We start from the raw sequence: 21182 nt of genomic DNA, 5'->3' as shown, positions 1-21182 counted from the left end.
ATATGACTAGAGTCGTGTCAATATCCGCTTTCTGCATGGGGGCTATTATGACGCTGCTCACCGCCATGGCTCTGGCGGTATTTTTTGAAGCCGATAGCTGTATAGATGCCGGGGGCCAATACAAATCGACGGGCGCATGCTACTTCCACACGCCACATGAATATGTACCGCAGTTTTCTAGAAGAGGCTTGTATGTGTTTTGGGCCATGTTCTTGGCACGTAGTTTTTTACCTGGCTGGCTTAGCTATAAGCTCGTCCATCGCATCGGCCGTACGCGAGGGTCTTATAGCCAAACAGACGCTCCAGCCAATGATCAAATTAGATAGATAAGGTGTGCTGGACACACCGCAAGAACCAAAGGTAAACGGAACCATGCTAACCATCCAAAATCTCCATGTCCGGGTCGAAGACAAGCCCATCCTTAAAGGCATCAGCCTCGACGTAAAACCCGGCGAAGTCCACGCCATCATGGGACCGAACGGTTCCGGCAAAAGCACGCTGTCCCACGTGCTGGCCGGTCGTCCGGGTTATGAAGTCACCGGCGGAACCGTGAGCTATCGAGGACAGAACCTTTTGGACATGAAGCCGGAAGAACGCGCCCGGGAAGGCGTTTTTCTGGCCTTTCAGTACCCGGTGGAAATTGCCGGCGTCAGCAACATCTATCTGCTGAAAGCTGCGTTGAATGCCATGCGCAAACATCGCGGCCTGAGCGAAGTCGACGCGATGGACTTCTTGAAGCTGGTCAAGGAAAAGATCAAGGCTGTGAATCTGGATGAGCAGTTCTTGTACCGCGGAGTCAACGAGGGCTTTTCCGGCGGCGAAAAGAAGCGCAACGAAATCCTGCAAATGGCGGTGCTCGAACCCAGCCTGTGCATTCTCGACGAGACCGATTCGGGGCTCGATATCGATGCGCTCAGACTCGTGGCGGACGGTGTGAACTCTCTGCGTTCGCCGGATCGCTCCTTCATTCTGGTCACCCATTACCAGCGCCTGCTCAATTACATCAAGCCGGATTACGTTCATGTGCTCGCCCATGGCCGAATCGCCAAATCTGGCGACGCCAGCCTGGCGCTGGAACTGGAAAAGAAAGGCTACGGCTGGATCGACCAACAGACTTCTGCAGGTGCCTGATATGAGCGCGGCTCAGCACTATGTCGAACACTATCGGGCATTGGCATCGGCGCTGCCGGGCGAGCATCTGCCATGGCTGCGCCGGTTGCGGGAAGAGGCCCAAAGCCGCTTCTCCGCCAGTGGTTTCCCCTCGCCGCGCGAGGAGGAGTGGAAATACACCAATGTCGCCCCCATAGAGAAGAAGCTGTTCTCACCGGCGGCTGGCTCTCCTGCGGGCGTGGCGGATACGAGCGCCCTAGCGCGGCCCCGGCTGGCCGATGCGTGGTCGCTGGTCTTTATCGACGGTATTTACGCTGCCGAACACTCCGTGACCGCCGGCCTCCCCGAAGGCGTGATCGCGACGTCTCTGGCCGAAGCCCTGGAACAGCATCCCGATCGGATCGAGGCTTTGTTGAACCGGGTGGTTCCAGAAGAAGCGCACGGTTTTATCGCCTTCACCACCGCGTACTTCAGAGACGGCGCATTCGTGTATGTCCCGGCCGGCATGATTCTGGATAGGCCTTTACAGGTGATTCATTTCTCGACTCGTCCGGACGGGCTCGCCGTAACCCGCAATGTCATTGCGGTGGAGCAAAATGCCGAAGCGAGCATCGTCGAAACGTATGCCGGAGCCGAAGACTTAAGCTATCTCACAGCCGCGGTCACCGAGATTTCGGTGGGCGAGAACGCGGGGCTCAACCATTACAAGCTCCAAAGCGAGACCGACAAGGGTTATCACTTCGGCGGCATCTATGCAAAACAGGCGCGGTCGGCCCGATTCCGCCAATATCACCTGGCCTTCGGCGGCCTTATGGCCCGTACCGAAATTCATGCCCATTTGGGCCATGCGGCGGAGTGTGAGCTGAGCGGCCTATTCCTCGGAACCGGACGGCGGCATCTGGACACCCAAACCCTGATCCATCATCACGCACCATTTGGCATCAGCCGGGAAACCTACCGCGGCATCGCCGGAGACCGGGCGCGGGGCGTTTTTTCCGGGCGCATCGTCGTTCACCCGGACGCCCAGAAAACCGATGCCGAAATGAGCAACCGCAACCTGCTCCTGTCGGAAGACGCCGAGATCGACAGCAAGCCCCAACTGGAAATTCACGCGGACGACGTGAAATGCGCCCACGGCGTCACGGTGGGACAGCTCGATTCGGAAGCTGTTTTTTATCTTGAATCGCGCGGCGTGGACGAACCGACGGCGCGCAACATGCTCACATTCGCCTTTGCCAACGAGATGGTCGAAAAGATCCGGCTGAACAGCCTCAAGAGCCTGGTTCAAAGCGAACTTTTGTCTTTTCTGCCGCAATCCGATATTCGAAAGGATTGGTTATGAACAACGTTTCCGTATCCCAAGCCGCTATGCCGCAGAACCCAGCTCAGTCCGTTCCGGGCGCGCGCAGTCCGAAACCCCGGTCGAACACGACCGGCTATAACGTCGCGAATGTTCGCGAGGACTTCCCGATTCTCCGTCAAACGGTGCACGGTAAGCCGCTGGTCTACTTGGATAACGCCGCCACCACGCAGAAACCCAAGGCGGTGATCGACTGCATTCGCCGGGTTTACGAAAATGATTTCTCTAACGTGCATCGAGGCGTTCACACCCTGAGCCAGCGCTCGACCGACCTGTTCGAAGGGGCGCGAGAGGCGGTGCAGAAGTTTCTCAATGCCAGGCACAGCCACGAAATCGTGTTCGTTCGAGGCACCACGGAAGCCATCAACCTGGTTGCGCAAAGCTTCGGCCGGAGCACCCTGAAAGAAGGCGACGAAATCCTCATCACCGCCATGGAGCATCACTCCAACATCGTGCCCTGGCAGATGTTGTGCGAACAAACCGGCGCAAAGCTGAAGGTCGCTCCAATCGACCTAAAGGGCGAACTGCTGCTGGACGAATTCGAGAGGCTTTTGTCGCCGCGCACCCGGCTGGTTTCGGTGTCCCACATGTCCAACGCCTTGGGAACGATCAACCCGGTCAAAGACCTCATTGAACTGGCCCATAGCAGGGAGATTCCGGTGCTTCTGGACGGTGCCCAGGCCGCACCTCACATGGTGGTGGACGTTCAGGACCTGGACTGCGATTTCTATGCCCTGTCCGGGCACAAGCTGTACGGTCCGACCGGCATCGGCGTTCTATACGGAAAGGAAAAATGGCTCGAGGCGATGCCGCCGTACCAGGGCGGGGGCGATATGATCCGCCGCGTTACCTTCGACAAGACCGAATACAACGTCCTGCCCTTCAAGTTCGAGGCCGGCACGCCGAACATTGTGGATGCCATCGCCCTGGGTGCGGCGGTGGATTATCTCGAAGCCATCGGCATGGACGCGATTGCACACTATGAGAACCAGTTGTTGCAATACGCCACGGCACGAGCCCTCGACATTCCGCAACTGGCGATAGTCGGCACTGCGGCCCAGAAAGGCGCCATCCTGTCTTTCACACTGGAACGTATACACCCCCACGATATCGGCACGATTCTGGATCATCTCGGCATCGCCATCCGCGCGGGACATCATTGCGCCATGCCGGTGATGGACTTCTTCGGCGTGCCCGCGACCGCCCGCGCATCCTTCGGGCTCTACAATACGTTCGAGGAAATCGATATTCTGATGGACGGTATTCGCAAAGTCATCGAGGTGTTCGGCTAATGCTGGATCAGATCAGGGATCTCTATCAGGAGGTTGTATTCGACCATAACCGCAACCCGCGCAATTTCCGGGTGATGGAGGACGCCAACCGCAAGATCGAGGGGTTCAATCCGCTGTGCGGCGACCGAATCACGCTCTACGTCAAAGTCAACGGCGGCGTGATCGAGGACGTGAGCTTCCAAGGCTCGGGCTGCGCTATCTCGACGGCATCCGCCTCGCTCATGACCGAAATCGTCAAAGGTCAGACCGAGGACGAGGCCCACCATTTGTTCGATATTTTCCACCGCATCACCACCGGCAAGAACAACGAGGCCGTAAACCTGGAGGACATCGGCAAGCTGGCCGTCTTGGCAGGCGTACGCGCCTATCCGGCCCGGGTGAAATGCGCCACCTTGGCCTGGCACTCGCTTCAAGCGGCGCTCAAGAACGAGGCCGATACCATCAGCACCGAATAGGAAGCCGTTTCATGTCCGATTGGATCGATGTCGCCCGCGAAGGCAGCCTGCAAAATGGCGAACACCTCGTCATGGACGTCGATGGTACGGACGTTGCCGTGTTCATGATCGACGGCGAGTATTATGCGGTCGAAGATGTCTGTACCCATGACGGCGCGGAAATCGCCAGCGGCCGATTGGAGGGCTGCGAAATCATCTGCCCCCGCCATGGGGCCCGCTTTTGCGTAAAAACCGGCAAGGTACTCAAACCTCCGGCTTATGAAGACCTTCCCTGTTTCCCGGTTCGTGTCGAAAACGGCATGATTCAGGTACGGGACGATCGCTGGAATTAGCGTTCAGCGACATTCCAATATTCCCGCTCGTTTTTCTTCCATTCCATCTGTAGTACTATCGCGGTTTTTTCGCCGGATACGGAAACTTATTCATCATGCGCGAACTCAATCCCCTCTACAACCAAATCAAAGACTTGAAGAGCCGCCAGGAAGCTCTTAGGGGGTATCTTTGACTTCGACACCAAGCGCGAGCGGCTGGACGAAGTCTTAAAGGAACTCGAAGACCCGAAAATCTGGGACGACCCCGAAAGAGCCCAAAACCTGGGGCGCGAACGCACGCAGCTGGAGTCGGTCGTCAATAATTTGGTTAACATCGAGCACGGTGTTAATGATGCCGAGGAACTCCTCGAACTGGCGGTGGAAGAAAACGACGAAGCTACCGTCGACATCGTTGCCGCCGATCTTGAGCGTTTCGAAAAGGAAGTGGCCGATCTCGAATTCCGCCGCATGTTCGCCGGCCAGATGGACCCGAACAATGCATTCCTCGACGTTCAGGCCGGATCCGGCGGCACCGAGGCTCAGGACTGGGCGGAAATGCTGGAACGTATGTTTCTCCGCTGGGGCGAACGCCGCGGCTTTAAAACCGAGCTGATCGAAGAATCGCCGGGCGAAGTCGCCGGCATCAAGAGCGCCACCATCCGCTTCGAGGGCGAATACGCCTATGGCTGGCTGAGGACCGAAACGGGCGTGCACCGCCTGGTACGAAAATCCCCGTTCGATTCCGGCAATCGCCGCCATACCTCTTTCGCTTCGGTGTTTGTCTCGCCCGAGGTGGACGACAACATTGATATCGAAATCAATCCGGCCGATCTCCGTACCGACGTTTACCGGGCCAGCGGCGCCGGCGGCCAGCACGTCAACCGGACGGAATCCGCCGTGCGTATCACTCACGGACCGAGCGGCATCGTGGTCCAGTGCCAGAGCGAACGCTCTCAGCACGCCAACCGCGACCGCTGTATGAAACAACTGCGCGCCAAGCTCTATGAGATGGAAATACAGAAGCGCAACGCCGAAAAGCAAAAGCTGGAAGATTCCAAGTCCGATATCGGCTGGGGCAGCCAGATTCGCTCTTACGTGCTGGACCAATCGCGCATCAAGGATTTGCGCACCGGAGTTGAGACCGGCAACCCGCAGGCGGTATTGGACGGCGATTTAGACATGTTCATCGAAGCCAGCTTGAAAAGCGGCTTGTAGAGCTTAACGCCGGTTAGCATAGCCGCGCGCAGCCCTCGGAATCAGGGTGGTTTACTCCGTTCAGACGGAGCTTTCCCTAGAACAAAGATTGTCGTAACCAGGAAAAGGTATGACCGAACAACTCGACGAAAACAAACTCATCGCTCAAAGGCGTGAAAAACTGACGGAATTGCGTGAGAGCGGCATTGCCTTCCCTAACGACTTCCGTCGCAACACCCTGGTGCAAGTGCTTCATGACCAGTATGGCGAGGAGGAGAGCGCCACCCTGGAGACACGCAATATCCGGGTAAAGGCCGCCGGTCGGCTTATGGGCAAGCGGCTGATGGGTAAGGCGAGCTTTGCCCATATTCAGGACATGTCCGGGCGCATTCAAGTTTTCCTGCAAAAGGACGCTCTGCCGGAAGGCGAGTACGAAGACTTCAAGCACTGGGACGTCGGCGACATTATCGGCGTCGAAGGAACAGTATTTCGAACCAAAACCGGCGAGTTGTCCGTACGGGCTACGAATGTCCGTCTACTCACCAAGTCTTTACGCCCCTTGCCGGAGAAATTTCACGGCCTGACAGACGAAGAAACCCGCCTCCGGCAGCGCTATGTCGACCTCGTCATGAATGAAGATTCCCGGCGGGTCTTTAAAATGCGTAGTGCCATCGTTCAGTTTATTCGCCAATTTCTGCTGGAGCGAAGCTTCATCGAAGTGGAAACCCCGATGATGCAGGTGATTCCGGGAGGAGCTCGCGCCAAACCGTTTATCACCCATCACAATGCTCTCGATATGGACTTGTATCTCCGTATCGCTCCGGAGCTTTACCTGAAGCGGCTGGTCGTAGGCGGCTTCGAGAAGGTTTTCGAGATCAACCGAAGCTTCCGCAACGAAGGACTGTCGACTAGGCACAATCCCGAGTTTACGATGCTGGAGTTTTATCAGGCCTATGCGGATTACCGGGATCTGATGGATTTAACCGAGGAGCTGTTGCGCGGGTTGGCCTTCAAGCTGTTCGGGAGCGCCACGGTCGCCCATGAAGACCACAATTACGACTTGGCTCAGCCGTTCGAACGATTGACCGTAGTTGAATCGATACTTCGTTTCAATCCCGAACTGACGGCGGACGATCTCGCCGATCGCGATCGCGCCGCCCAAGTGGCGGAACGCTTGGGCTATCTCGTTACCCCGGCCGATGGCCTAGGCAAACTCCAAACCGAGATTTTCGAAAAAACCGTGGAACATCGGCTGATGGGACCGGTATTCATCACGGAATATCCGACCGAGACGTCGCCCCTGGCTCGCTGCAACGATCAGAATCCGTTCGTGACCGATCGCTTCGAGCTGTTCATGGGCGGACGGGAGATCGCCAACGGCTTCTCCGAACTGAACGATCCGGAAGACCAAGCCGAGCGGTTCAAAAAACAGGTGGCAGACAAAGACGCCGGAGACGAGGAAGCCATGCACTATGACGCTGACTACATCCGCGCCTTGGAGTACGGCCTGCCGCCTACCGCCGGTGAAGGCATCGGCATTGACCGGTTGGTGATGTTCTTCACCAATTCCCCATCGATCCGCGATGTGATTCTCTTCCCACACATGCGAAGAGAAACTTGAAAAAGCCCGATTTACGGGGACGCTTCATTCACACGGGAAAGTCGGAGCAGGGCCTTATCGCCCTGCTCCACGCTTTTTTATTTTTTTCCTTTACTTGCCGTTTCGATCAGGTTTCCATCCTGGTCCACCAAGGGCACTCGATAGTCGCTCAACAGAGCCCGGATCTTCTCCGCGTTGCGGTCAATTAACGAGTTTAATGCCTCTTTCCGCTCCTTGTCGGGAAAGCGAACGCCCATGGAGATGGGAAAGTCGAATTTGACCGATTCTTCCGATTTCATCGGTATCAGCTCGAAAGTTCCCTTGCTACGGGTCGCCAGATAACCGGCTATCGGCCCCCAGACGATGACCATGTCGATTTTCCCTTCGGAGAAATCTTTTTCGAGTATCTGAGCGGTATTGACAGCCGCATCTCCTGTCATGCTTTGATACGGTACGCCTTGGTCGGCAAGCTGATGATTGAACAACCAGGTGGTACCCGGCGCCCCATCGAACATGGCAATGCGCAGCTTGCTTTTGCGCTCGCTCGGAAGACGCTCGAGATCATCAGGCGACTTGATGTCGTCCCAGCCGCGGTTTTTCCGGTAGACCAAAGCATAGGTCGAACGGTAATACGGCTTCGTGGTAGCAGCGAGCTCGTAACCGGTGGGTACCCCCATAACCACGTCGCATTTATATTCATCGGAGTTCGGCAACTGCGCCTTCAAAGTATTTCGAATGAAACCGATCCGCTGCGGAAACCAGGTATATTCGACTTTTTTACCCAACTCCTTAGCGAACAGCTCGGCGATTTTATTCTCAAAACCTTGACCGCTTTTATCCGAAAAAGGCGGGTTGTTCGGGTCCGCGCAAACTTTGAAAGCTTCGTTATCCGCTTGAGCTACGGAAAAAGGCATTAACAATGAAGCGAAAAGCAACGCAGCCCAACGGCGATTGCATCTCACGGTCATGAAGGACTCCTATAGCGCAAATACATGGACTTTAAGATACACAGCAAATGCAAAAATTCGGCACTCAACCCCCAAAAAAGAACGCCCCGGCTGACGAATCAGCCGGGGCGTACTATACAATCTAACGCTTTAGATTTATCTATTGGGCAGAGCGAACACGGTGAATACGCCACCCAGCTTGGTGTAGTTGCTGAGGCTACGGTAAGCGCCTACGGCACCCAAACCTTCGCTTTCGCCTTCAAGACCAGCGGCCATACCGATACCAGCCCAACCGCCGAGGCCTGAAAGGACGCCAACGTACTGCTTACCTTTGTAGCTCCAGGTGTTGACGTTACCGATGATGCCCGACGGAGTCTTGAACTTATAGAGTTCTTGACCGGTCTTGGCGTCAACCGCCTTCACAAAGCCTTCCAGCGTGCCGTAGAACACGACATCGCCAGCAGTCGCAACCGCGCCGCTCCATACGGAGAAAGCCTCTTCCTTGGACCAAACGATCTTACCGGTAGTCGGATCCCAGGCGGTGAATACGCCGAGGTTGTGCGAACCGTTCTTTTCACCGGTCTTGGCATCAACACCGGCCGGGAACATGGTCAGAGTAGCGCCGACGTACGGCTGACCAGCCGTGTACTCGACCTCGAAGGGCTCGTAGTTCATGCACACGTGGTTGCCCGGGATATAGACCAAATTGGTCTTGGGCGAGTACGCGATCGGCTGCTGGTCCTTGCTGCCCAGAGCGGCCGGGCACACACCGGTGGTGTTGTTGTCAACGCCGCCTTTGTGGGTGCTGTATTGATCGACAACCTGCGGACGGCCGGTCTTCATGTCGACGTGGCTGGCCCAGTTGACCGCCTTGTCGAATTTCTCGGCGACCAGAAGTTCGCCGGTTTCACGGTCGAGCGTATAGCCGAAACCGTTACGATCGAAGTGGACGAGCAGCTTGTCGTGCTCCTTGCCGTTCTTGTCCTTCATTTTGAGATCGACCAGAGGCACCTCGTTGATGCCGTCGTAGTCCCACTCGTCATGCGGGGTCATCTGATAAACCCACTTGGCCACGCCGGTATCCGCATCGCGAGCCCAGATGGTCATGGACCACTTGTTATCGCCGGGGCGTTGCGTCGGGTTCCAAGTGCCGGGGTTGCCGGACCCGTAGTAAACCAGATTGAGTTTCGGATCGTAGCTGTACCAGCCCCAGGTGGTGCCGCCGCCAAGCTTCCATTGGTCGCCTTCCCAGGTTTTTAAGCTGGAATCCTTGCCGACCGGCGCCATTTTGCCGTCAGTCCAGGTCATGGTCTTTTCCGGATCGATCTTCATATCGGCGTCCGGTCCCATGCTATGGGCTTTCCACGCCAGGGTGCCGTCTTTGATGTTGTAAGCCGCGATAAAACCGCGAACACCAAATTCGCCGCCGGCGATACCGGTAATGACCTTGTCTTTTACGACAATCGGAGCGTTGGTGCTGGTCATGCCTAGCTTCGGCTCGCCATTTTTGGTCTTCCAAACCACTTTGCCGGTCTTGGCGTCCAAAGCAACCAGAGTAGCGTCACCCTGGGCCAGGAAGATTTTGCCGTCGCCGTACGCGAGACCGCGGTTTACCACGTCACAGCACATGACCGAGATAACCTGGTTGGGGTCAACGTCCCTATCGGGCGAGTAAGAGTACTCCCAGATTACGGATTGAGTGCCTTGATCAAGCGCATAAACCTTGTGAGGATACGGCGTTTGAATGTAAATAACGTCATTCACGACAAGCGGGCCGCCTTCGTGGCCACGGAGCATACCGGTTGAGAACGTCCAGACAGGCTGAAGATCTTTTACGTTCTTGTTGTTGATCTGATCCAGCGTGCTATAGCGCATGCCATAGTAGTCGCCGCCCCAGGTAGCGAAGTTCTTAGCGTCCTTCGTGAGAGCTTCGAGTTCGGTATTGGCTTGGGAAATCCCCGGGGCTGCCAGCAACGATGCTACCGACGTTGCGATCAGCCAACTTTTCACGGGTTTTTTCATCTTTTTTCCTCCTCGTATTCTGTAAACACAGAGTACGTTTTGTTAACGACAAGTTACCCTAAAAACGATAGGACGGATTTTATTTTGCGTAAGGAAACATTCCCTAAGATAATCGTGGAAATTCCCCGACAAGCCCGTCTGCGTGCGTAAGTTGAAGTATTTCAGATTAAAAGTCAATAATGCTAAAACTGCTGCGGAGCGCGGCACAGAACGGATAGACCGCTTTCCAGGCGATACAAAAGGAAAAGCCCTGACGGCAAAATTTGCCGTCGGGGCTGCCTTATTCCATTCGGCATTCGAGTGAACATTAATTGTAGGGTGGGTTAGCGAAGCGTAACCCACCGATTCGAGGTCGCTTGGTGGGTTACGGCCTCGCAGCCTAACCCACCCTACAAAAATTAATTCCTTATTGAAAGCGATTTGGAATTAGGTTATGTCAACTAATTGATCCGCTCCGACAACTTGCCGCCTGACGTAACCTTGACGGCACAGAATTTGAATTCGGGTATTTTGCCGTAGGGGTCCAGCGCCTCGTTGGTGATCAGGTTGGCCGAGGCTTCGTTGTAGCAGAACGCCATGAATAGGCTTCCGGGCTGCAAGCCGGTATCGACCCGTGCATAGGCGGAGATCTTGCCGCGCCTCGATTCGATGGTGATCAATTCTCCCGCCTTGCCGCCCAAGGCCTCGAGATCGAGCGGGTGAATGGCAACGACCGGATCGGGCTCGATGGCATCAAGGATGCTGGCGTGCCTGGTCATGCTGCCGGTATGCCAGTGTTCAAGTTGGCGGCCGGTAATGAAGACGAATGGATAATCATTGTCAGGCAACTCATTCGCACGACTGAATGCCGCGGGAACGAACAACCCCTTGCCGCCTTTGCGCGGGAAATTGTCCACGAAGATTACCGGTTCGCCGGGATCGCCTTCCTGCTCGCACGGGTAGACGACGGAGTCTTGTCGCTCCAGCCGATCCCAGGTAATGCCGGCAATGCTGCTCATGGCCTGACGCATTTCATTGAACACGTCTTTCGGCGCGGTGTAATTCCAGTTCAACCCCATGCGCCGCGCGATTTCTTGAATAATCCACCAATCCTGCCGAGCGTCGCCAGGCGGATCGATGGCCTGGCGCCCCAACTGGACGCGGCGATCTGTATTGGTAAAGGTCCCGGTCTTCTCCGGAAAGGCCGAAGCCGGCAGGATAACGTCGGCGAAACCGGCGGTTTCGGTAAGGAATATGTCCTGCACCACACAATGCTCCAGCATGGCCAAGGCTTCGCGGGCATGGTTCTGGTTGGGATCGGACATCGCCGGGTTTTCGCCTTCTATGTACAGACCGTTCAGTTTGCCGTCGTGAATGGCATGGATGATCTCGACTACGGTAAGGCCGGGCTTGGCGTCCAGTTGGGCACTCCAGAGCTTTTCGAACTTCGCGCGAATGTCCGCATCGCCAACCGGCTGATAATCCGGATAAACCATCGGAATAAGGCCCACGTCGGACGCACCCTGCACATTGTTCTGACCGCGCAGCGGGTGCAGGCCGGTACCCGGACGACCGATCTGACCGGTCATCAAAGCCAGCGAGATCAAGCAGCGGGCATTGTCGGTCCCGTGTACGTGCTGGGATACGCCCATACCCCAAAGAATCATCGCAGCCCGGGATTTGGCATAAAGACGCGCCACTTTCTTGATGGTTTCCGACGGAATACCGCAAACCGGAGCCATTAGGTCGGGATTGTAATCCTTCAGATGCTCTCTCAGCTTTTCAAAGCCTTCGGTGTGCTTGCGGATATACTCCTCGTTGTACAAGCCTTCCGCGACGATGGTGTGCATGATCGCGTTGAGCAGTGCCACATCGGTATCCGGGCGGAACTGCAGTGAATAGGTTGCGAAACGGCAGATTTCCGTGCGGATCGGATCCATCACGATAAGCTTTGCGCCGTTGCGGGCTGCGTTCTTGAACCATGTGGCCGCAACCGGGTGGTTGACCGTGGGATTGGAGCCGATAATAAGGATGACCTCTGCCTTACCAACGTCTTCGACGGGGTTCGATACCGCGCCGGAACCGATACATTCCAGCAGCGCCGCAACCGACGAGGCATGGCACAAGCGGGTGCAATGGTCGACGTTATTGGTGCCGAAACCGGTGCGCACCAACTTCTGGAACAAATAAGCCTCTTCGTTGCTGCCTTTGGCCGAGCCGAAGCCAGCCAGAGCCTGAGGACCTTTCTCGTCGCGGATTTTACGGAGTCCCGAAGCCGCGAAATCCAAGGCCTCCTCCCACGTCGCTTCGCGGAAGACTTGATCGATGTCCTTGGGATCGAGCAGCGCAGTGGTCTTCTCCACACCCTCCTTGCGGATCAGCGGCTTGGTCAAACGAAGCGGATTGTGGACGTAATCGAAACCGAACCGGCCCTTGACGCAGAGACGGTTGTGATTGGTATCGCCGTCGCGGCCATCGACGTAGAGAATCTTGTTGTCCTTGACGTTGAAGGTCAATAGACAACCGACACCGCAGTAAGGGCAGGTGGAATCGACCTTCTTGTCCGGCTCGATCAAGCCCACATTTTTGGACGGCATCAATGCGCCGGTCGGGCAAGCCTGCACGCACTCGCCGCAGGCTACGCAGGTGCTCTCGCCCATCGGATCGTCCTGATCGAAAACGATCTTGACATGATGCCCTCGGAACGCGTACCCGATCACGTCGTTCATCTGTTCCTCGCGGCAGGCACGCACGCAGCGGGTACATTGAATGCAGGCATCCAGATTTACGGCGATGGCGGGGTGGGAAAAATCGGCAGCCGGCTGCTCGCGGCCGGGGAATCGCGGATTTCGAACATCCAGCTTGTCGGCCCAGTAATCCAGCTCGGAATGAAGGTTATACGGCGACTTGCCTTGCTCCGGCATATCGGAGAGCAGAAGCTCCAACACCAGCTTTTGGGACGCGCGAGCCCGCTCGCCCGCACTCGATACGTCCATACCTTCCTGAGGATAACGGCAACAGGACGGTGCGAGAACGCGTTCGCCCTTAATTTCCACCACGCAAGCGCGACAGTTGCCGTCCGGCCGATAATCGTCTTTGTAACAAAGGTGCGGGATCTCCTTACCTTGCCGCTTGGCGGCCTGGAGGATCGTCTCGCCTTCGAAAGCTTGGATTTCTGTGCCGTCGAGCTTGAATCCGACGGTTTTCGCTGTTTTTAAATCTTTGGGATTGGCAACCATATCTCGCTCCTCGGGTATTCCGCTCGCTTACTTTTCAAGCTCTTGGGGGAAGTACTTGAATATGCACTGCAAAGGATTTGCCGCCGCTTGGCCGAGCCCGCAGATGGACGCATCGGTCATTACCTTGGAAATGTCGTCCAGCAAAGGCTTTTCCCACCGATCCTTTTGCATGAGCTTGACGGCCTTGGCGGTACCGACCCGGCAGGGCGTGCATTGGCCACACGATTCCTCCTCGAAAAACCGCATTGCGTTCAGCGCTGCCGACTTCGCGCTGTCCTGGTCGGAGAAAATCATGACGGCCGCGGAACCGATGAAACAGCCATGGGGATTCAAAGTATCGAAATCCAACGGGATATCGCCCATGGACGCCGGCAGAATCCCGCCCGACGCGCCGCCAGGGAAGTAGCCGTAGAATTCGTGTCCCGGCAGCATTCCGCCGCAGTATTCGTCGATCAGCTCGCGAACGGTGATGCCGGCCGGGGCCAAATGGACTCCTGGTTTCTGCACTCGGCCGCTGACCGAGAACGAACGCAGTCCTTTACGTCCGTGACGTCCGAACGAGGCGAACCAGTCCGGTCCCTTCTCCAGGATGTCGCGCACCCAGAACACGGTCTCCATATTGTGCTCCAGAGTCGGACGGCCGAACAATCCGACTTCGGCCACGAAAGGAGGACGGAGTCGAGGCATGCCGCGTTTACCTTCGATGGATTCGATCATCGCCGATTCTTCGCCGCAAATATAGGCGCCGGCCCCCCGCCGCAGATGAATCGGCGGAATGCGATGGGTCACGGAAGGCGGATTGCTCTGCAGCTTGGCCAATTCTTCGGCAAGAATTTTGCGGCAGGCGGCATACTCGTCGCGAAGGTAAATATAGATCTCGCTGATGTCCACCGCCCATGCAGCGATCAGCATGCCTTCGAGAAAACGGTGGGGATCGCTTTCCAGATAGTGGCGATCCTTAAAAGTGCCCGGCTCGCCTTCGTCGATATTCACAGCCATGAGCCTCGGTCCCGGATAGCTGCTGACGATCCGCCACTTGCGCCCCGCTGGGAAACCGGCGCCGCCCAAACCACGCAAACCGGAGTGTTCCATGGCTTTTATCGCCCACTCGCGATTGTGCTTGCCTTCGATGCAAGCCTTCAGGGTTTGATACCCGCCCTGAGAGATATACTGGGCATAGTCGATGTAATCCGGAACCTCGGCCTCGACCGCCTTGTTATCTACCGCCTGCCACACCGAATCCTCGGTAGCATTGTCGATCGGATTTTGGCCGACCACAGCGACCGGGGCATGCTGGCAACGTCCGACGCACGGCGCCGGAATAACACGAACGCCATCTCCCAGCCCTTTTTGAAGCGCTTCCAGCAATGGCTTGGCCCCGGCCAATTCACAGGAAACCGACTCGCAAACACGCACCGTCAAGGCCGGCGGAGGAGTTTCGTTCTCTTTAACAACATCGAAATGATGGTAGAACGTAGCGACCTCGTAGACCTCGGCCGGCGAAAGCTTCATCTCATGGGCCAACGCAACGACATGCTTGGCGGAAATATACGTGTAGACATCCTGAATTTTATGCAGATGCTCAATCAGCAAATCCCGGCGGCGCGGCTCTTCGCCGAGCAAGGCACGAACTTCCTCCAGGGCCTTGAGATCGATCGGACGCCCCTTGGGCGCCATTCTTTTATTCTTTTTGACTTTCTTAAAAGCAACCGGTGCTGTGGTCATACGGTGCATACCTTTAATATAGTGCTTCAAAACAGCCGCTCTCGGGGTTAGCCCTCAACATCGGCAGAAACAACGCGTTCTAGCGGGTGGTCAAATCAGCGTACGCGACTGTAGCGGATGGGTTCATCAAATTCAAATCGATATTCATGAAAATTCCATCATTTTTCATGATGTTACGCACATTTATGCAAAATCCTGTATGAACTTGCAATGCCTCCTGACCTTTGCAATCGTGGCGAAGCTAAAAAGCATTACCAGGGCCGCTGAGCAGCTGAATCTGGGCCAGCCAGCCGTTTCCGGGCAACTGAGATTACTTCAGGATGCCGTCGGAGAACCTTTGTACGAACGCATCGGCCATCAAATCAGTTTGACACCCGCAGGGCAAGGGTTGCTGGAATACGCCGAACGCATGGAACGCGATTATCGTGAGGCGAAGGACTATATCCGCCGCCTGCAACAGGTCAACATCGGAACCCTGCGCATCGGCTCGACGATGACCATCGCCAGCTATTACCTGCCCCAATACGTGGTGAGACTGCAAACCGCCTACCCGGGCGTACATGTGTATATCAATACCGGCAATACCCAGGAAATCGTGCAGAATCTTCCTGAGCTGGATTTGGCTTTCATCGAAGGCCCCGTCGCCACCGAGCAGCTACCCGCACCATTCCGCATGTTGCCATGGAAGGAAGACGAAATCGTACTCATCGTGCCGCGCAATCATGAAATCGCGGAAATTTATCCGGAAACCGTTCCCCTCGATGTTTTCACCCGCTACCAAATCATCTGGCGCGAGCCGGGATCCGGCGCGAGGCAAGTGGTCGAAACCGCCTTGGCCGAAGCGCACATTACGGCGCCGGTCAATATCGAAGTCATGGGCGTCGCGGGCGTAAAAGAATCGGTACGAGCCGGTCTCGGAATCGGCTTCGCATCCATTCAAGCCATGCGCCATGAAAATAAACGCTTGGTATCGCGACGGATCAACCCGCCCGACGGCCTCCGCTGGCAGTTGAACATCATCGCGCCCGAGGCGAAAATGCGTTCCCGAGCCAGCCGGGCTCTTCTCGATCTGTTGATCGCCAACGAAGGAGACACAAGACCGTAATGAAAGTTCCAATCACTGCGCTCCTCCTGTCGCTAACCGCGCTGAACGCCCCCGCTCGGGCCGAAACCCCGAAACTCTCGCTCCAGCAAGTCGCGCCGGGCATTTACGTTCACCAGGGCGCTCACGAACTGCCGAATCAGCACAACCGCGGCGAGATCGCCAATATCGGCTTCATTATCGGCCAGCGCTGCGTCGCGGTGATCGATACGGGCGGCAGCCCGGAGCAAGGTTATGCATTGAAAAGAGCCATTGAATCCACCACGACGATTCCCATTTGCTACGTCATCAACACCCACGTCCATCCGGATCACATCTACGGCAACCTCGCCTTCAAACAACCGGGCGTGAGCTTCATCGGCCATCGCAAGTTGGCGGAAGCCATGGCCATGCGCGCGCCTTTCTACCAGGAAAAGGCCGAGCGGGACCTCGGCTTCGCTTTAAAAAACGAGAACTTCGTGCCGCCTGACCGTCCGGTGCAAGATACGCTCGAGCTGGATCTCGGGAGCAGAACGCTGCTCTTGAAGGCCCACAAAACGGCCCACACCGATAACGACCTTAGCATTTACGACTCCCAAACCAAGACCTTTTGGCTTGCGGACCTCTTATTCATGGGGCATTTACCCGTGGTCGACGGGAGCCTCAACGGTTGGCTGGCAACCTTGGAGCAGATCAAGACGCTCGATGCGAAGCTGGCGATACCAGGACATGGCCCCGTTTCGGCCGATTGGCCGAAAGCGTTGGAACCTGAGGAACGCTACCTCAAGACCTTACAGTCAGAGATAAGAGCGTTCATCAAAGACGGCAAAACCATGGAAGAAGCCATGGCGAAAGTCGGGCTAACGGCCCGCGATAACTGGCAACTCTTCGACGAATTCCACAAGAAGAATGTTTCCACGGCGTTCGCCGAACTGGAGTGGGAAGGCGATTAAGTACCCAAACATATAACCGGAGAATACCTAAATGAACCAACCAATATCGTTTAGAAAAGGCATATGGCTAGCCTTGGCCAGCGTGTTAGTGCTTGCCAGTTCCGCATTCGCCGCCGGCGAGGAAGAAGCGGCCTGGAACGGAGGGCTCAGACAGAAATTTTTCGGCGACCGCCCGATAGCAGAAAGCAACCAAGTCATCGAATTGACCGCCCCGTACCGCGCCGAGGATCCGGCACTGGTGCCGCTCCAGATCAACAGCAAGATTCCGCAGACCCAGGACCGATACATCAAGACCGTAACATTGGTTATCGACAACAACCCGGTTCCTTTTTCCGGGGCTTTCCATTTCACTCCGGACAGCGGCAAAGCCGACTTAGCCATGCGAGTGCGCGTCAATGCCTATACCTACATTCGCGCCGTAGCCGAAACAAACGACGGCAAACTTCACATGGCCAAAGCCTTCGTTAAAGCCAGCGGCGGCTGCTCGGCGCCCATCGGCACTGATCTCGAGGCGGCCATGGCACGGATGGGCAAAATGAAGTTCAAGCTGGACAATGAAAAGCCAGCCCTGCAACAGCCGAATCTGGCTCAACTGCTCATCAGTCATCCGAACATCACGGGCTTACAGATGGATCAACTGACCCGGATGATCAAACCGGCTCACTTCGTGGAGGAAGTAAAAGTCAGCTTCAACGACAAGCCGGTTCTGACGGCGCAAACCGACATTGCCATCAGTGCGGACCCGAACTTCCGGTTTTATTTCGTGCCCGAAACGGCGGGAGAGTTGAAAGCCGAAATTCGAGACAACAAAGGAAATCAGTTTTCAGCCTCTCAATCGATCACGCCTTAAGCGTCGCAGCACGCCCCCCCCAAAAAAGGTGAAAACGGCCGGCAAAACCGGCCGTTTTCACCTTTGAACCGGATTACGCTCCGCGAGCAACACTACCATATTGCGCTCTTGCAGCACGATGGATGGCTCTCCGCCAAGTGGAATGCCTTGGCCCGGCTGACAGACGTCAAAAGGCGGCGCCGCACTGGTATCAATAACCCTGACCCAAACCGAATCTTGTGGCAGATCCGGCAACAAGAAGCTCACGGCATGCGTCAGCGGATTAAAGAACAGACAAAGGTCTTGCCAACCCTCTTTTTCTGCATAAATCCGGCATCCCACGGCGCTCTCGGAGTGCCAATCCGGCATCCATCCGGACGGATTGAACCAGCTCACGTCCTCGGGCTTATAGAATCGCTCCGAGGACAAAACCGGGTGGCGCGCACGAAACGCGATCATGTTCCGCACGAACTCGAAAAATTCTTGATTTTGCTCGAACAGCTTCCAGTTATACCAGGAGATCTCGTTATCCTGACAATAAGCATTGTTGTTGCCTAGCTGGGTGCGACAGAACTCGTCGCCGCCCAAAATCATCGGCACCCCGCGGGAAACAAAGAGCGTGGCGATGAAGTTCTTCATCTGCCTAAGCCGAATTCGGTTAATGGGCGGATCGCCGGTCGGACCTTCCACCCCATAATTCGCGCTGTGGTTGTCGTTCGAGCCATCGCGATTGTCTTCACCATTGGCGAGATTGTGTTTGTACTCGTAGCTAACCAGATCGTTGAGGGTAAACCCGTCGTGACAGGTCACGAAGTTAATGCTGTTGACCGTCGCCTTCCCACTGTGCTCGTAAAGATCGGCGCTGCCGCATAACCGGCTGGCGAAGGCTCCGGTTATGCCAAGATCGCCGCGCCAGTAGCGCCGCACGTCATCGCGATATTGACCATTCCACTCCGACCAACGCTCTCCCGGAAAACGCCCGACCAAATAGGCACCGCCGGCATCCCATGCCTCGGCAATCAGTTTGACGTCTCGCAGGATCGGGTCCTCGGCGATCTGCTCCAATAGCGGCGCGTTGGCCACCAAATGGCCGTTGCGGTCGCGCCCCAAAATCGATGCAAGGTCGAAGCGAAAACCATCCACATGCATTTCGACGACCCAATAGCGCAGGCAATCGAGAATGTAGTTGCGCACCACCGGATGATTGCAGTTCATCGTGTTGCCGCAACCGGAGAAATTTTTGTAGTGGCGCTTATCCTCTTCCAGCAAGTAATAGATGCTGTTGTCCAAGCCGCGGAAGTTGAGCGTCGGGCCGGTTTCGTCGCCCTCCGCGGTGTGGTTGAACACTACGTCCAGCAAAATCTCGATTCCCGCTTTGTGCAGGGCCTTGACCATGGTCTTGAATTCGTCGACCTGACAGCCGGGATAGAGACGACTACCGTACCCCTCGAATGGCGCGAAAAAGGCGATGGTGTTGTAGCCCCAATAATTGCGAAGTTTCTCGCCGGTCAGGGGATTAACCGCGGTCACCTCATGCGGATTAAACTCCTGCAAGGGCATCACTTCAACGGCGGTGACTCCGAGCTGTTTAAGGTACGGAATTTTTTCAATGACACCAAGGTAACTGCCGGGCGACCTGACACCGGACGATGGGTGTACAGTCAAACCGCGTACATGGGTTTCGTAAATAACCAAGCTGGACCAAGGATGATAAAGGGGACGATCGTCCTCCCAGTCAAAGCCGTTGCCGGTAACGAGACTCTTAACGACCACCGAAGGTTCACGCTCGGGACTAGCCAACGCCAACCGCTTGCCATGGGAAGAAAAACCGGCAAAATCCCACTGAATCGGGGTGGTAAGCGCCGTCGCGTAAGGATCGAGCAGTATTTTCGTCGAATCAAAACGATGCCCTTGCTCCGGCGCGAGAGGTCCGTCGACGCGAAAGGCGTAAGCTAAATTTCTTCCCGCACCCAGGACACAGATATGCCACATATCGCCGGTTTTATGATGCTGCGGATCGAGTTCGATAACCTGAAACGGTTTAATGGCGTGCGTATCCTCGAAGAGCAGCAACCAAACATGGGTGGCATGCCGACTAAACAGGGAGAAATTCACCCCGCCCTTGTGCAGATGGAATCCGTGCGGAATAGGAGAACCTGCCGAATATGAATAACGGGGCTTCATAGAAGAAACAAATTTGGTCGCGCGATTGATGGATTTCATAAAAGACGGATCGACATCCTCACGCAAGAGTTGCATAGGCACCGATTACCACGCTAATACAACCATCCCGCCCAGCAATGAGCCTCCCTTCTGATTGGCTTATAAATCAGCCACATAGTCAACGACCCGCACTATATCGATTTGATCTTACCACTTTGTTTCGCCAACAAAAAACCCGTCTATTTCCGTATACCCCATGGACTAGTTCAGCAGAGTAAACAAATCAAGGTCTGCCTCACCCCGGCCATCAAAATTATTTATCTTATTTTTCAATGGTTTGAGAATTTTCGTGGGGGCTTGGAATTTTTCAGCAGCTTCCGTACTCTAAACCGGGGTCAGAGATTTTACGTACGTAACTCTGGCGTCTACTTGTAATTAACAACAAACATTGGAGGTAATTATGGCTGCAACAACTGCAGGTGGCGTGGAAGCAAAAGAGCGACCCCTACTCGATCTAAGGTGGTTAACTTTCGCGTTCATGCTTTACACCGTATTTTATTTTTGGGTTCGGTGGTACGAAGGGGTCTACGGCTGGTCGGCCGGTCTCGACTCGTTCGCGCCGGAGTTTGAGACGTACTGGATGAACTTCCTGTACACCGAGATCGTACTGGAAGTGACCACCGCCTCGATTCTGTGGGGCTATTTGTGGAAGACCCGTGACCGCAACTTGGCGGCGCTGGCTCCGCGGGAAGAACTGCGCCGGAACATGACGCACCTGATCTGGCTGTTCGCGTATGCGTGGGCCATCTACTGGGGTGCGAGCTACTTCACCGAGCAAGACGGCACCTGGCACCAGACGATTGTTCGCGACACCGACTTCACGCCGTCGCACATCATCGAGTTCTACCTGAGCTACCCGATC

At 55.8% G+C, this 21182-nt stretch carries 18 protein-coding genes; 13 read left to right on the top strand and 5 right to left on the bottom strand.

Features of this window, described 5'->3' with window-relative positions:
• The first annotated feature begins 47 nt into the window (after positions 1 to 47).
• The 8 genes from VEB01_RS11650 to lysS all read left to right on the top strand — a co-directional run bounded on the left by VEB01_RS11650 (position 48) and on the right by lysS (position 7343).
• A complete protein-coding gene (locus tag VEB01_RS11650) occupies positions 48 to 326 on the top strand; it encodes a hypothetical protein (protein WP_324875608.1) in 279 nt (92 codons plus the stop codon).
• Positions 327 to 372: 46 nt separating this feature from the next.
• On the top strand, positions 373 to 1131 hold the full coding sequence (sufC, locus tag VEB01_RS11645) for a Fe-S cluster assembly ATPase SufC (RefSeq protein WP_324875606.1): 759 nt from the start codon (positions 373 to 375) through the stop codon (positions 1129 to 1131).
• Position 1132: 1 nt separating this feature from the next.
• The gene (gene sufD / locus VEB01_RS11640) at positions 1133 to 2452 is read left to right on the top strand and encodes a Fe-S cluster assembly protein SufD (protein WP_324875604.1); all 1320 of its coding nucleotides are present in this window, start codon (positions 1133 to 1135) and stop codon (positions 2450 to 2452) included.
• Positions 2449 to 3762 carry a cysteine desulfurase gene (locus VEB01_RS11635; protein ID WP_324875603.1) on the top strand — a complete coding sequence of 438 codons (1314 nt, stop codon included), beginning with the start codon at positions 2449 to 2451 and terminating at the stop codon, positions 3760 to 3762. Before sufD ends, VEB01_RS11635 begins: the two co-directional genes overlap by 4 nt.
• Complete coding sequence (sufU, locus tag VEB01_RS11630) at positions 3762 to 4217, top strand: Fe-S cluster assembly sulfur transfer protein SufU (RefSeq protein ID WP_324875602.1); 456 nt, start codon at positions 3762 to 3764, stop codon at positions 4215 to 4217. Before VEB01_RS11635 ends, sufU begins: the two co-directional genes overlap by 1 nt.
• 11 nt (positions 4218 to 4228) lie before the next feature.
• Positions 4229 to 4549 carry a non-heme iron oxygenase ferredoxin subunit gene (locus tag VEB01_RS11625; protein ID WP_324875600.1) on the top strand — a complete coding sequence of 107 codons (321 nt, stop codon included), beginning with the start codon at positions 4229 to 4231 and terminating at the stop codon, positions 4547 to 4549.
• Between the two features lie 95 nt (positions 4550 to 4644).
• A protein-coding gene (prfB, locus tag VEB01_RS11620) for a peptide chain release factor 2 (protein ID WP_324875598.1) occupies positions 4645 to 5743 on the top strand; the annotation gives its coding sequence in 2 pieces (ribosomal slippage) (positions 4645 to 4719 and positions 4721 to 5743; 1098 coding nt in all).
• Positions 5744 to 5852: 109 nt separating this feature from the next.
• Positions 5853 to 7343, top strand: a complete 1491-nt coding sequence (lysS, locus tag VEB01_RS11615; protein WP_324875596.1) for a lysine--tRNA ligase — start codon at positions 5853 to 5855, stop codon at positions 7341 to 7343.
• 77 nt (positions 7344 to 7420) lie between these two features.
• Here lysS and VEB01_RS11610 read toward each other — a convergent pair whose 3' ends face one another.
• Both VEB01_RS11610 and VEB01_RS11605 read right to left on the bottom strand, forming a co-directional pair.
• The gene (locus tag VEB01_RS11610) at positions 7421 to 8290 is read right to left on the bottom strand and encodes a substrate-binding domain-containing protein (RefSeq protein WP_324875595.1); all 870 of its coding nucleotides are present in this window, start codon (positions 8288 to 8290) and stop codon (positions 7421 to 7423) included.
• A 135-nt stretch (positions 8291 to 8425) separates the two neighbouring features.
• Entirely contained in the window at positions 8426 to 10291 is a 1866-nt protein-coding gene (locus VEB01_RS11605; RefSeq protein ID WP_324875594.1) for a methanol/ethanol family PQQ-dependent dehydrogenase, read from the bottom strand.
• A 142-nt stretch (positions 10292 to 10433) separates the two neighbouring features.
• On the opposite strand from VEB01_RS11605, the gene VEB01_RS11600 reads away from it, so the two are divergent.
• Entirely contained in the window at positions 10434 to 10595 is a 162-nt protein-coding gene (locus VEB01_RS11600; RefSeq protein WP_324875592.1) for a hypothetical protein, read from the top strand.
• A gap of 136 nt (positions 10596 to 10731) precedes the next feature.
• Here the strand turns inward: VEB01_RS11600 and fdhF are convergent, their stop codons facing one another.
• Entirely contained in the window at positions 10732 to 13509 is a 2778-nt protein-coding gene (fdhF, locus tag VEB01_RS11595) for a formate dehydrogenase subunit alpha (RefSeq protein ID WP_324875590.1), read from the bottom strand.
• Positions 13510 to 13536: 27 nt separating this feature from the next.
• Positions 13537 to 15234 carry an NAD(P)H-dependent oxidoreductase subunit E gene (locus VEB01_RS11590; protein ID WP_324875588.1) on the bottom strand — a complete coding sequence of 566 codons (1698 nt, stop codon included), beginning with the start codon at positions 15232 to 15234 and terminating at the stop codon, positions 13537 to 13539.
• 199 nt (positions 15235 to 15433) lie between these two features.
• Between VEB01_RS11590 and VEB01_RS11585 the strand changes: the two genes are divergently transcribed.
• Genes VEB01_RS11585 through VEB01_RS11575 form a run of 3 tightly spaced genes read left to right on the top strand, consistent with a single transcriptional unit; the run spans position 15434 to position 18118 of the window.
• Positions 15434 to 16339 carry a LysR family transcriptional regulator gene (locus VEB01_RS11585; RefSeq protein ID WP_324875587.1) on the top strand — a complete coding sequence of 302 codons (906 nt, stop codon included), beginning with the start codon at positions 15434 to 15436 and terminating at the stop codon, positions 16337 to 16339.
• Entirely contained in the window at positions 16339 to 17268 is a 930-nt protein-coding gene (locus VEB01_RS11580; RefSeq protein WP_324875585.1) for a quinoprotein relay system zinc metallohydrolase 2, read from the top strand. The genes VEB01_RS11585 and VEB01_RS11580 overlap by 1 nt, the downstream gene beginning before the upstream one ends.
• 31 nt (positions 17269 to 17299) lie before the next feature.
• Positions 17300 to 18118 (top strand): quinoprotein dehydrogenase-associated SoxYZ-like carrier, encoded by an 819-nt coding sequence (locus VEB01_RS11575; protein WP_324875583.1) that lies wholly within the window; start codon positions 17300 to 17302, stop codon positions 18116 to 18118.
• Between the two features lie 57 nt (positions 18119 to 18175).
• On the opposite strand, the gene glgX is transcribed toward VEB01_RS11575, so the two are convergent.
• On the bottom strand, positions 18176 to 20281 hold the full coding sequence (glgX, locus tag VEB01_RS11570; RefSeq protein WP_324875624.1) for a glycogen debranching protein GlgX: 2106 nt from the start codon (positions 20279 to 20281) through the stop codon (positions 18176 to 18178).
• 439 nt (positions 20282 to 20720) lie between these two features.
• Between glgX and VEB01_RS11565 the strand changes: the two genes are divergently transcribed.
• Positions 20721 to 21182 (top strand): methane monooxygenase/ammonia monooxygenase subunit C (locus VEB01_RS11565; RefSeq protein WP_324875580.1); only part of this gene is annotated, 462 nt, incomplete at its 3' end.

The sequence above is a fragment of the Methylocaldum sp. genome (assembly GCF_035627495.1).
GTDB lineage: Bacteria > Pseudomonadota > Gammaproteobacteria > Methylococcales > Methylococcaceae > Methylocaldum.
This window is presented reverse-complemented; position numbering and strand designations above follow the sequence as displayed.